Here is a 13,160-nt window from a genome sequence, read left to right as displayed (position 1 = left end):
TAGGAGACATCTCCCAACGTTGATGATACTCACACTTAACTAAACGACATTGAAATGTCAATCATCGTTAAGGAAACGACTTTTATTTATATATAGCAGCTATTACCCTGGCTAATGAATTTTCTTTTGGTACCGCTATGTTACCAATAACTGCAGTATGCTGCTCCTGTACCCATTTACGCTCCCAATGAAAAAAATCAATCGGCGCAAATTGCTGTCCGTTAAGTTGATTGCGCAATTGTTCGAAGTAAAGCTGCCAGCGCTTTTTGTAGTATTTACTCATCAGGCCGCCCCATTCTTTATAAGCGTAGTCGTGCAGATTATCTTCTTTCGGGTCGTCGCCGCCCCAAAAGGTAACCAACATAAGTGCATTCAACAAATTATTCTTTCTTTCTTCGTTACCTGTTGCGGCTATTGCCGCCTGTTGTAAATATGTATTGAAGCTGAAATAAGCATTTGTGTTTAATAGTTCTTCAGTACGGTCAATTAATCCGAGAAAGATGCGGGATTGTTCTTCAAAAGAAGTTGCATCTTTCTGCTCATAAGCTTTAACAAGCCTGCTGAAAACGGTATCCGCATCATCAGCAATATCCTGTTTTACAAAGTTCACCAGGTCCAGCTTATAGGTGGCGCTGTGCTCAAAACCGGGTAATGCTTTTGCAAACAGTTTCACCGCTTCCTTATATTTAGCCACATCAAATTTCTTTTTTGCACTCCCCCAACTGGATACAGATTTTATCTGCAATGCAGGGCGGGCACATAAAATATTCTCCGGTGGTCCTTCTGCATAACCCAGCTCACTGCTGTAGGCAGTTTGCAGTAATAATTGCCAGGCAGCATTTACTGATTCGTTTGTTTTTCCATAGCGTGCGGTTGCATAATCCCTGATCCATTGTTTTACATCAACATGTTCAGCATGCCATGCAAGCTCCATCATCAGTTCATACACAACCGGGTTATTATTGATGCCTTCGGGCATAATGCCTACACCTTTTAAGTACTGCCCGTATGCACTCTTCCTTGCCCTGTAAACTTCGTCTGCAAAACGTTGCAGCTTTCCGTTAACGCCCGGCCGTTCGCCAAAATTTGTGACAGTGCACCAGATAAAGGGTGTGCCTTCATAACCTTTGCGATCCTCCCAGTTCTGTGTATTCTCACCAAACAATTCCTGGATAAGAATGCCTGATCTATCTATCTCTGCAAGCATTTCCTTCCGGGGATTGGCCTGCCAGCCCTGTAACACCCATACCGCTCCCGGAAAATTCCGCTGCATGGCTTTTTGAACAGCCAGCCCAGCCTTTGCCAGGTTCACACCATCACTTGTTCCTCCTTCATGAAAAGGGTCTCCTGAAAATAAATGGATGTCGTTGCCATAAAGCCTTTTGGTCTCCGCATAAAAAAGGTCAGCCATCTTATCAAACAATGCATCTGTAGGGTCAAGGATATCCGGACGTGTAAAGAATCCCCATGTACCTTGCGTAATAATATGTGCCTTCACTTTATGCTTCAAATCAGCAGGCACCATACCGAAGAACGCAGGCATCACCGGTTCTATGCCCATGCTTTTCATTCGACGCAACATTTTTTGAACCAGTTGTGCTCTATTGTCAATTTGCGACTGTGCCATAGGACCGCCCCAGGCTTGTATATTTCCCATTAGCCACCATGCATTGTAAGCAGGCCCGGTAATAAAACTATCAATCGCGTTAGCTGAATAATTCAGTGCTTTCAACACATGCTGCCACACGGCTTCGGCGCCATTGGCAACGAGCATTGTATTAACCCCGTTTAACGCCATCCAGTCAAGCTCATGTTCCCAGTCTTTCCAGGTGTAGAAACTTGTGGTATAATTATACGTGCAGTAATTCAACGCATAACGGTATTGCGCAAACGAACTAACCGTAACAGGTTTATCCAGCTTCGGTAATGGATAAACCGGGGACAGGTTGTCTCCCATCCTGCTCATTGAACGATGGCAATAATACTTGAGATACCAGTTAAGACCGAATGCTGCAGCACTTGCAGTGGTGGCGGAGATAACAAGTTTATTGTTGTCAGATGTCAACGTAAACTGTTCTTCAGTAAGGGCGGCTGTTTTTTTAAATACCAGCGCTTTGCTGAGCCAGGGAACCCTTCTCTGTGCCAGTGCCTGCACACCTTTAAAATCCGCGCCGGACACAACACTACTAATCACCATTCCTGAGAGAACACAAACCAGGAATTTTGCTTTAAAAAATCTCATACAACAATTCTTGATATTATTTGATGATAGAAGCTTGTTGATAATTATAATGCGAGCCATTGCGTGAACTGAAACGGCTTGTCCAGTTGCAGTGCAATAACCGGGATAAGATTATCCTCACCGGAAGCAGGCACTTCAACACTATATCCTTTCTCCTTTTTAGTAAGCCTGAGCGCCTTGCCTGTAGCTGCATCTTTTGCAGCAACAATGCTGTACCCGTGTAGATCTTTAAGAGCCACTTCTGTAACATTGGCGCGAATATGCAGGTAGATATAATTGCCGTTGTAAGTACTTCCACCCCAGTCACCCTGTTTAAACGGACCTCCGGATGTGTTATAAATGGCATCCTTGTTTTTCAACGCCCATGATGAAACTTCCAGGAAGCGGTCGGTGAGCGGTTTGGGCAAACTGCCATCCAGATCAGGCCCGATGTTCAACAGGAAATTTCCATTTCCACAGACTTCTTTATCAAACATGGTGATCAGGTCCTTTTTACTTTTCAGCGGAGCTGCCGGGTCATACGCATATACGGGGTAACTAACACTTGAACAGGCTTCCCAGGGATAGGTAGGTCCTTCGGATGTTTTTGCCTCAATACACAGGTAGTCTCCCGAAGATCCATCTGGTATAAAAATATCTTCATCGCCATACCTGGTGGATGATAATCCTCTTGATAAAGTGTTGGGCTTTGTTTTTTTGATATCTGCGTATAAGTTCTTTCCGTCTTCGTTTGTCCAGTACTGGTTCAGCCAGTAGCCATCAAACCACAGGATGTCGGGTTTATATTTTGTAAGCAACTCCTTTACCTGGTTATGCGTGAATTGTACAAAATTTGCTTTTCCGCCGGTTGGTTCCGGCATTGTTGAAATCTCAAATGGCATCTTATCCCATCCCATTTGCTGTATATCAAGGATGGAGTAATAGATGCCAAAGAGTAGCCCCTGCCTGCGTGCTTCTCTGGCCAATTCGCCAAGAATATCTTTTTTGAATTTTGTTTGCTGTATATCGAAGGAAGTGTATTTGCTATCCCATATACAAAAGCCGTCATGATGTTTGGAGATCACCGTGATGTACTTACAACCTGCTTTAACTGCAAAATCAACGATGGCTTTTGCATCGAATTTTTCAGGGTTCCATGCAAAGGAGATGGAGTCTGCAACTGCTTTGGGTGTTTTGCGTCCAATCTCCCAGGAGTCACCGGTAGCGGGTGTAAAACAGGCCATCCAATGAATAAACATCCCGAGCTTGGCATCCTGGAAGCGACGCAACAATTTCATATCGGTGCGGGGGTTAACCAGCGTAGTCTGGGCAAATCCGGTCGCTGCCAGCATGAGGATGGCAGCAACAGTGAAAACTTTCCTGATCATTTTGTTTTAATGTGATGTGAATGAGTGAATAAACTTTGCGGGCAAGGCAAGCATTTTCTCCGTGGAACTCTGTGTCAGACTCTGTGCAGCTCTGTGTAACTATAATTGTTAAGGGAAGTGTTAGTACACTTAAGGTGAATTATTGTTACATAGAGAAATACAGGAGAAGACACAGAGTTACACAGAGCTTTCGCGATGAGCATCTGTCAAAAGAAAAAAGGATTGTATTTGATCAGCAATTTCGCACACAACAAATCAGACATCTTCAAATCAGCGATCAGCGATCTATATTTATTCCGAGATTATTTTCCTTACCACATTGTTCCTTTTATCCAACACATACACGGTTCCATTCTTATCAACTGCAACACCAATGGGCCCGGAGAAAGTTGCTGCTGCACCAATGCCATTCGTATAGCCTGCTGTGGCGCTTCCTGCGAGCGTGGTTACATCCCAGGTGCCGGCTTTGATCATCCTTATTGACTGGTCAGCATTGCTACCACCATCTCCGGTGCCGTTGCCGGCTACGTACAAATTATCCGCATCATCTATAGCCAGTCCCCAGGGATTCGAAAACCTTGCGTCACCACCAACGCCATCCTGGTATCCCGCGGTACCCAATGCACCGGCTACAATAGAAGGCGTCCATGTATTGGCGGCAAATTTCCATACTGCCTGGTCGCCCGTTCCAACAGCATACACATTCCCGCTTTTATCGGAGGCAACACCTACCGGCCATAACATACCCTCCGCGATCTTCTGATGAACAGACAGGTCTTTTGTTAACTGATACAAGTCGGTGGACCAGATGCCGAGGTAAAAAATATCACCGGTTGTTTTGTTTACGGTAAGGCTCCAGGATTCTGTCTTTGTAAAAGCAATGGTAGTAGCCGTTCCATCAGGTGTGATCTTGCGGATATCCCAATTGATCGGATCCACACAATAAACATTATCATCAGCATCTATGCCCAGTGAATAAGGGAGCGCAAACCTTGCGGCAGAACCTTTACCATCCGCGTAACCTGAATTGCCCGGAGATCCCGCAAACAATGATACATTGCCGGCCGAATCAATTTTGCGAATACAATTATTACCGGGGTCGGTAACATATACATTCAGGGATTTATCTACCACAATACCTTCAGCACGATACCATGTATTCACCGGATCATAAAAATGAAACTGCGCATCCGCACCGCTTCCATTGAGATAACCGGGAACACCACTTCCCGCCAGCGTAGACACACTTCGCACATATTGATAGTGAAATGTATCAGCGCTTGTTACGGTCTGGCCGCCCATCGTGACCGAGATGACACCTGAGCCTGTTTTTTTCGGGACGATCGCCATGATCTGGTGATCATTGACCCCGATAATTTTTAACGGTTTGCCGTTTATGGAAACAGAAAGCTTTGATGTATCCGTAATAAAGTTTTTACCATTGATCAATATTTCGGTAGTGCTGCCACCCTGGCCGGGTGTAAAGCTTTCTATACTGGCGGAACCAGACGCAGGTTCCGTGCTGCTTTTTTTACAGGAGAGCAATAAAACGGATAGTATAATATATCCTCCCACTAAAATAGCAGGGATAGACCTCTTTTGCATATCATAATTCGTTTAAGATGATGATCTTGTTTTGTAAGGAAATGAAGACTACCAACCAGGATTTTGCACCAATCCTTTAGCATTATCCATTTCTGATTGAGGAATTGGGAACAAATACATTTTGTTTGCCCAGGTTCTTGTCTCGAATAAATTACGGGTATAATAATCCGTAAAAGCAAAGCCCTGGTTATTGTCGTTGGCATTTACATTCATCCGGTAGATGGCGAGGCTTTTAGGATCTCCCATCATCAACCTGCGGGTTAGTGTAAAGTAACGGTCATTCTCAAAGCATAATTCGATCTGTCTTTCACGAAGGATCACTTTGCGCATTTCTTCTTTATTGCCATTCAACCCGGGATAAACAGATTCAAATTCAGGAAGGCCGGCCCTGGACCAGATAGCATTGAGGTATTTCAAAATATCCGGATTGCCGGGACTGTATTCATTTAACGCTTCAATATAATCCAGCAATATTTCTGCATAGCGCATGTGAATGTAGGGGCGATAAGAAACCTGGCTCACGCGGATATTGCTGGCAGGACTTACCGGTTTTTGAACCAGGTAACCAGTCATATCCGGACGGTTGGTAGCAGGCGCACCCGATTTACCTGAATAATAGAATTCTGTTCTACCGCGGCCATCCGCATTTTGTGTTGATGAAAAATAGTTCCTGTCATCGCTTGTTGGCGCGGCAACAGCAGGCTTACCGTTATACATGACGGATGCATAAAAACGGGCTTCCCTTCCTACATACATGTTACTGTTGCCTGCAATATAACCGCGGTTAATGCCGTCTTTTGCTACACCCCATTGTGCAGGATCATCCTCCTGCGCAAACCCTTGTTCTGTATAACCGGATTTTGGATCATCTATCTTTCTGCCATTGCGCATGTAAAATGCATCAACCACATTTTGTGTGGCGCATTGCATATTAAAACCCGCAGGGCCGGGAGCACATCTTATTTCCATACCCCAGATCCATGAGTCACCGGCCAGGTTAGAGGAGAAGATGATCTCTTTGTTCCAGTTAGAGATAAATACATTTCTGTAAGAAACCAGCGGATCAAAATTCGCATCGCCATCATCTGTGTTCATGTAAAGTTTATACGCATTTAAGTCGATAACGGCTTTTGCTGCATCAGCTGCAATTTTCCATTTGTTGGCATCGTAGCTGGCAGGCGCCAATGCAGTCCCGTCTTGGTTTTTTAGCGAAGCAAACATGGTGTTGCCGTTCCATAAAGGGCTTGCGGCTAACAGCGCCAGTTGGGCTTTTACTGCAAGGCATGCACCTTTGGTTGCCCTTCCGTAATTGGCTGTGGTGGACCAGCTTGACGGCAGGCCCGCAGCTGCACGATCCATCAAACTATTAATTTCTGCCACACATGAATCGAAAGGTGCGCGGGTGTATTTGTTATAATCTTCATTTAAACTCAACGTTCCCCGTAACAATACAAAGGGCCCGTACTGGCGCAACAATCTCCAGTAAAACCAGCCTCTTAAAAAAAGGTCCTCGGCTTTATACTGGCTTTTTAACTCATTGCTTAATTCAGAGGAAGGTACTTTATCAATATTCTCTTCAAATACGATAGATTGACGAATGCCCGCATAATAACCCGGCCAGTAATTCCAGAAATCACTTTGTGCGCTCCAGTTACCTACTACCATTTTGCGAACAGAAACACCCGGTAAACTACACACCGTTTCATCGCTGGCGCCAAGCACGGTATAATCATCCGGTTGCAATATTACGTGGCTGTATACCTGGTTGAGATAAGATTCCGTCGTTGATCTTTTTTCCCAGATCAGCTCGGATGTTAAAAGGTTATCCGGTTGTTCGTCGAGATATTTTTTACAACCGCTTAATATAAAAACGGTGCAACAAACCAGGAAGCTGTATGAAAAAAACTTGTTCATTGTAATAGAATTAGTGATGGTTTAAAACAGTGCCCTTATTCCAAATGTGGCCATACGCGTAATCGGATACTTGGCTCCATTGGAACCCAGCTCCGGATCCCATAATTTAAATTTGGAGAAAGTGAGCAGGTTCTGACCGGAGAGATAAACATACAGGGAGTTGAACCCTGCTCTTTTCATTTTGGCTGAGGAAAAATTATATCCCACTGAAACCTGCTTCAAACGGATGTAAGAACCGTCTTTCAGCCACCAGGAACTGTTGAGATAATTATTGTCCTGTGTGCTCGCTATTGTGAGCCGTGGATAGGCTGCATTCTGCCTGGGGTTATCTTCCGTCCACCTGTCTTTGATAATTGTTAAGGAGTTATTGGGGTATCGTCCGAGGCCTGAAAAAGGAATCACACCCACGCCGGGCACACCATAGCCGCTGCTGATGTAATTTCCGTTAGCCATGATCCCCACATCTGAGATCCCCTGGAACAATGCAGATACATCAAAGCCGTGATAGCTGACGGTAAAGCCGGTACCATATTGCCATTTGGGAAAGAATGATTTACCAAGATAGCTCCAATCGCTTGCATCAACGATGTTATCTCCATTCATGTCTTTATAGCGCACATCACCTGGCGCAACGGTCCCAAACTGTTGAACAGGACTTTTATTGATGTCGTTCTGATCTGCAAATAATCCATTGGCGTTATATCCCGTAAACTCACCAAACATGTGGCCGGTGCCGCTCTGGTAAGCATATTTTCTTTGCGGCTCATCCTGGAAGATGATCTTGTTTACAGCATAAGTAAAGTTGCCAAACAGGCGCAATCCTACTTTACCAAACTGGTCATTGTACTCAATATTGCCGTCCACACCCCTGTTCCTCGCTTCGCCTAAGTTGGCATATACCTGGGAGCCGTTGTATCCGGCTATACCCGATACGGTTTTTCGTTCTACCAATATATCCTTACGATGATCTACAAAATAATCAGCTATGATGTTGAGTTTTTTAAACAGGCCAATCTCAATACCTATATCCGTTTTGTAAGAACGTTCCCAGGTAAGATCCTGGATGCCGATAATTTTTTCAGTAATCCCACCCGCATAACCACCATTTAATCCAAAGCCGGTATGCGATCCGTCACCTATCTGGGTTAAATAAGGGAATCGCGTATTGGTACCGCCGATGTTATCGTTACCCACAATACCATAAGAGCCCCGGAGTTTTAGCAGGGACACCGTAGACGACATTCCTTTAAAAAAATCTTCTTTAGATACTACCCAACCGGTAGATACAGAAGGGAAGAAGCCAAACCTTTTACCAGCTTCAAAGTTTTCTGATCCTGTATAACCGGCATTTACCTCCAGCAGGTATTTATCCATGTAACCATAGTTGATGCGTCCGGCAATGCTTTGGTTTTTATAAGGGATGGAACTAATCGCATCTCCGGCAGTGCTGATTAAATGGTTGCGCATATTGTAAAGCACCATGCCACCAAAACGGTGCGGTCCAAATGTTCTGTCGTAGTTAATGTTGGCTTCCAGGTACATGGTACGATCGCCGGTGGAGCTTTGGGAATAACCCAAAAATTCCTGGCCGATCCTGTTTTGTGTATAGATCAGGTTACCATTCTCATCCCGCCCTGTTGCTAAATACAGATCGCTCACACCTGTACGGCGGTTATCAAACTCACCATAACTATCAAAAGAAAAACGCCCGTAAGCTGAAAGACCTTTTGTTAATGCATCCAGCTTTTGTGTAACAGTAAATACAGATTGTACCGTAGGATGAAATTCCCTGGCATAACCATTGTTCTGAACTTCGTTTAATGGATTGGCGCCATCGTTTGGCCCTGCCCATTTTCCATCGGGGTATTGTGGAGGAAAGCCTACCGGTGTTGTAGCAAAAGTGAGGTACCAGAGATTGCCCGCAGAAATACCCGGAAACTGCTGATCTACCAGCATCGCATCCAGGTTCAATTGCATTAACGTAGTACGGGTTATGTTCACGTCGAGATTTGTTCTGAAGTCATACCGCTTAAAAGAGAGATTAGGGTTGTAATCATTTAATGTACGTACGTTATAAGGACCTTTCTGACTATAATACGAACCGGATACAAAGTAGCGTACGTTTTCTCCGCCACCGGTTACATTCAGGTTGATATTGGTAAGCGGTGAATAATCCTTGTACACCTGGTCCATCCAGCTTACATTGGGATAGATGTAAGGGTCCAGGCCACTTGCTGTTTTTTGGATCTGATCCTGTGAATAGGTTTCAGTAAGACCCATGTTTTTACGCGCCTCATTATATAACTGCATATAGCTTATGCCGTCCAGCATCTCAGGTTTTTTGGCAAAGCCTGTTGCCCCTGTTTCCGCTTTTAATGAGATCCTGGCTTTGCCGGCAACACCTCTTTTGGTGGTAATAATCAATACGCCATTGGCACCTTTGGCTCCATACATCGCCGTAGAGGAGGCATCTTTTAATAAAGATATGCTGGCTACGTCCTCCGGGTCTATGTTATTGTATGCGCCGCCGTAGGAACCATTCACATCGTCACGCTGCACACCATCTACAATAATGAGCGGAGAATTGTTGCCGGTAAAACTGCCAATACCCCGGATGGTGAAAGTGGAATTATCATAACCAGGTTCGCCGCTCGATTGTACGGAAATAATACCGGCTACTTTGCCTGCAAGCGCGTTGGTAAGGTTGGGCACAGGCGTTTGCATGTCAGTCATATTTACAGACGCTACAGCGCCGGTAACGGTGATCTTGGTTTGTTTGCCGTAGGATGTAACTACCACATCTTTCATTACATCCTGCTTGGCAGTTAACGTAACTTTTAAAACACCGCGATGTGGTACAAGCACATCCTGCGTGTTCATACCCACCATAGATACACTCAGCGTCTCTCCGGCCCTGCCCTGGATAACGAAGATGCCCAGGTCATCCGTCATCACGCCTTTGCCAGGATCACTTTTAAGCATTACTGCTACGCCGGATAAGGGATTTCCATCTACATCCATCACCTGCCCTTTTATTTCGGCCATAACTTCCTGCACCGGCGGGGGTGTTATCGATGCTTCTGCTGATTTGGTGGGTTCAGCTTTCTTTTCGCTCAGCAGAATTTTTTGTCCGTTGAACTGGTAAGTAATGGGCTTCTCCCGGAACAAATAATCCAGGACCTCTTTCAGTTTTGCATTCTGAAAATTCACGGTCAGTCTTTCTTTATCATTCAGCAGTTGGTTGCTGTAAAAGAAAACATAACCGGTTTGTTTTTTAATAGACTGGAAAACCTGGCGGTAAGAAGCATCATTAAAATGGATGGATACATGCATCTCCGCATCTTTTTGTGCAATTGCTTCATGTGTTGTTGCCAGCAACACGCAACAATAAAAAATGAATTTCATCAGCTGGTACGTGACCGGATGGTGTGGGGAATGATTTCTGCTCATAAGAAGTTCGAATTAGTCAATTAGTATTTAATCGCAAGCTTTTATATTCCAGGAACAACAAAAGGTATAAACCGGGTGAAGGGAAATAACAATTATTTAAAAAAAAAATTACAGACCGCGCCGTAACAAGGATGGAGCAATATTTTGTGTGCGTTTTTTGTAGATGAACAATGAGGCCTTAATAGAAATGCAAGGTGTTGCCGGCGTAATAATATTTTATACCAACAGTTGATTTTAAGTCCTGCAGTAATTCAGGAAAATTATTTTTATCCATAACACCCGATACGGATTTTTTTTCGATGAGAGGATCATCAAAACTGATTGTGACGCCGTATATACGGGAGATAGACTCCGCTAATTCGTGGAAAGAAAGGTCGTGAAAGTAATAAATGCCGTTTAGCCACGAGGTTACATCATCGGTATCAAAGTTTTCTATATTAAATCCTTTCGATGCGTTGAATATAGCTGCCTGACCCGGTGCAAGTTCCTGCTGCTTGTCGCCTCCCGGTATGCCTGTGCGCACTTTACCTTCTACCAATGCGGTGGCAACGGTTCCCTTTTGATACGTATTCACATTAAACTGTGTACCGAGCACTTCTACATTTGTAAGCGGGGTATGCACAATAAAAGGATGCCTGCTGTCTTTGGCCACTTTAAAAAATGCTTCTCCTTCCAGGTACACTTCCCTTGTTGCGTTTACAAACTTAAACGGAAACCTGAGCTTAGAATCTGCATTCAGGGTAATGGAAGTGCCATCTGATAAGTTGATGGTGTAGGTTTCACCCTGTGGAATAGAAAGCAGGTTGAATGCCGTGTCTGTAGAACTGAATCCAAGTTTATTGCTATCGAGATTTAAAGTCGTGTTGCCCAGTTTGAGCTGTTCTCCCTGTGCTTTATCCTTAAGGTCGATATCATTGCCGGTGGCAAGGCGAAGATGCACAGTGCCTTTTTTCTCCTTTATTAAGGATGCAATGGCGCGGTTATCTGTTATTTTCCTGTCGGTGAAAAACATCCATTTGGCGGTTGCTACCAGTAATATCAATACGGCCGCTGCCGCTGCAAGTGTCACTAAGCGCCGCACACGGGGCTTGCGAACAGGGTGGCTTAGCATTGAGCGCTTCAGTTGTTCCAGTTCTTCTTCCGGATGAAGCTGATCAAGAAACCCCTGTATATTCATATCCTCCCCTTCACGTTCCAGCTGTTCCCATATTTGTTTTGACTCCGGATCTGTTTCAAGCCTGTCTTTGAGCCACGCCTCTTCCTCCTGGCTGATCGTGCCAGCCAGTTTTTCGATGTAAAGCCTGTGTAATATGTTAGGATCTGTTGCCATGCTACTATTAGATACAGTAAAAATTCAAATCGGGTTAATTAATTTTTGGGTTCATTCCTTCACGGAGTTTTTTGATGGCTGCTTTCAGGTGTGTTTTAAACGAGTTGACGCCAATCCCCATACCTTCCGCTGCTTCACTGTATTTTTTATCATTAAAGTACACCATGGTAATGGCGGCTCTTTTTTGTCCCTTCATATTAGAAAGCATATCGTTTAATTTATCCCGCAGCTTTTCCTGCGTGTCTTCGTCAGGCGCCTCATTTTCCTGTGTATCGCAAAGCATGGTAAAGCCATTTGCTCTTTTTTCCTGTACCTTTTGTTTTTTAATAAAATTAAGCGCGCGGTTTTTTATTGCCAGTAAAAGATATCCTTTAACATCGTTGTGAAAATGCAGGTACAGCTTCTTATCCCAAATGTCCATGAATAAATTTTGCACCAGGTCCTTTGCATCACTTTCACTCTTCAGGAAAAAGTAGGCGCTTGCACATAGGAGTTTAAAATATTTCAGGTACAGCTCATCATAAGCAGCAAGATCATTGCTCTTTAGTCTTTCAACGATGAACTCATCCTGTTGCTGAGGCATACAACGTAAAAATTTAACGAAAGCGCCGGTTAGTTATGAATGTATGTCGTTTCTTTAAGAATAATTGGCATTTATCAAGTACGATTTACGAAGCCCGCCCGCGCCGAATGCGCATTCGGACGGGTACGAAATACCTAATTTTAGGCTTGCTTTTTTTTTCGTGTCCTCTTAAGGAAACGACATTGATTTATGAATGTATTTTAAATCAAGCTAAGCAAAATCGTTTATACTCATCCCTGTTCTGTAAAGCCAGTTAATTTTATTCCTTACTCAAACGCTCAACCGTTCAACCTGATCTTCAGTTGATCGCCGGTATGCATTACAAATAGGTCTTTAAATACTACATAAGTCAGTCGGTTGAGGAAATTTAGTAAAAAGCTTATGAAGAGATCATTTCAAACGTTTGCGTAAGTTATTGGGAGGTAAAGTTTTGTTTAAAGCGGTTCATTGCCGTCGGTTTTAACCGACGGATAGTGATTAAATTTAAACATGGCTTTAGCCCAATATTATAACATGTGGCTAAAGCCATATTCATGTTGCCTTATGGTTCCGTTCGCTAAAGCCCGCCTGAACTGATCGGGCAGGCGGAACGGCAATGAAAAAAATCACCACACCCAAATCTGTCATTGGCAATTATTAAAGTATGGAAGTCCTGATTTTTGATCTTTA

7 protein-coding genes are annotated in these 13,160 nt (G+C 44.0%); all 7 read right to left on the bottom strand.

All coding sequences use genetic code 11. The features are described 5' to 3' along the window. Nucleotides 1–82 precede the first annotated feature (82 nt). Nucleotides 83–2,242, bottom strand: a complete 2,160-nt coding sequence (locus QTN47_RS26230) for an alpha-N-acetylglucosaminidase (protein ID WP_369332425.1) — start codon at nt 2,240–2,242, stop codon at nt 83–85. 44 nt (nt 2,243–2,286) lie between these two features. Continuing rightward, entirely contained in the window at nt 2,287–3,609 is a 1,323-nt protein-coding gene (locus QTN47_RS26225) for an alpha-L-fucosidase (protein WP_369332424.1), read from the bottom strand. 291 nt (nt 3,610–3,900) lie between these two features. Continuing rightward, nucleotides 3,901–5,214, bottom strand: coding sequence for an IPT/TIG domain-containing protein (locus QTN47_RS26220; RefSeq protein WP_369332423.1), 1,314 nt, complete (start codon nt 5,212–5,214; stop codon nt 3,901–3,903). 48 nt (nt 5,215–5,262) lie between these two features. Beyond that, nucleotides 5,263–7,128 (bottom strand): RagB/SusD family nutrient uptake outer membrane protein, encoded by a 1,866-nt coding sequence (locus QTN47_RS26215; protein WP_369332422.1) that lies wholly within the window; start codon nt 7,126–7,128, stop codon nt 5,263–5,265. 21 nt (nt 7,129–7,149) lie between these two features. Further along, the gene (locus QTN47_RS26210; RefSeq protein WP_369332421.1) at nt 7,150–10,578 is read right to left on the bottom strand and encodes a TonB-dependent receptor; all 3,429 of its coding nucleotides are present in this window, start codon (nt 10,576–10,578) and stop codon (nt 7,150–7,152) included. Between the two features lie 178 nt (nt 10,579–10,756). Further along, nucleotides 10,757–11,908 carry a FecR family protein gene (locus tag QTN47_RS26205; RefSeq protein WP_369332420.1) on the bottom strand — a complete coding sequence of 384 codons (1,152 nt, stop codon included), beginning with the start codon at nt 11,906–11,908 and terminating at the stop codon, nt 10,757–10,759. Between the two features lie 34 nt (nt 11,909–11,942). Beyond that, a complete protein-coding gene (locus tag QTN47_RS26200; protein ID WP_369332419.1) occupies nt 11,943–12,491 on the bottom strand; it encodes an RNA polymerase sigma factor in 549 nt (182 codons plus the stop codon). Nucleotides 12,492–13,160 lie beyond the last annotated feature (669 nt).

It is taken from the genome of Danxiaibacter flavus (assembly GCF_041060425.1).
In the GTDB taxonomy this organism is placed as follows: Bacteria; Bacteroidota; Bacteroidia; order Chitinophagales; family Chitinophagaceae; genus Danxiaibacter; species Danxiaibacter flavus.
Note: the sequence above shows the minus strand (reverse complement) of the source record. Positions and strands in the feature narration are given on the sequence as shown.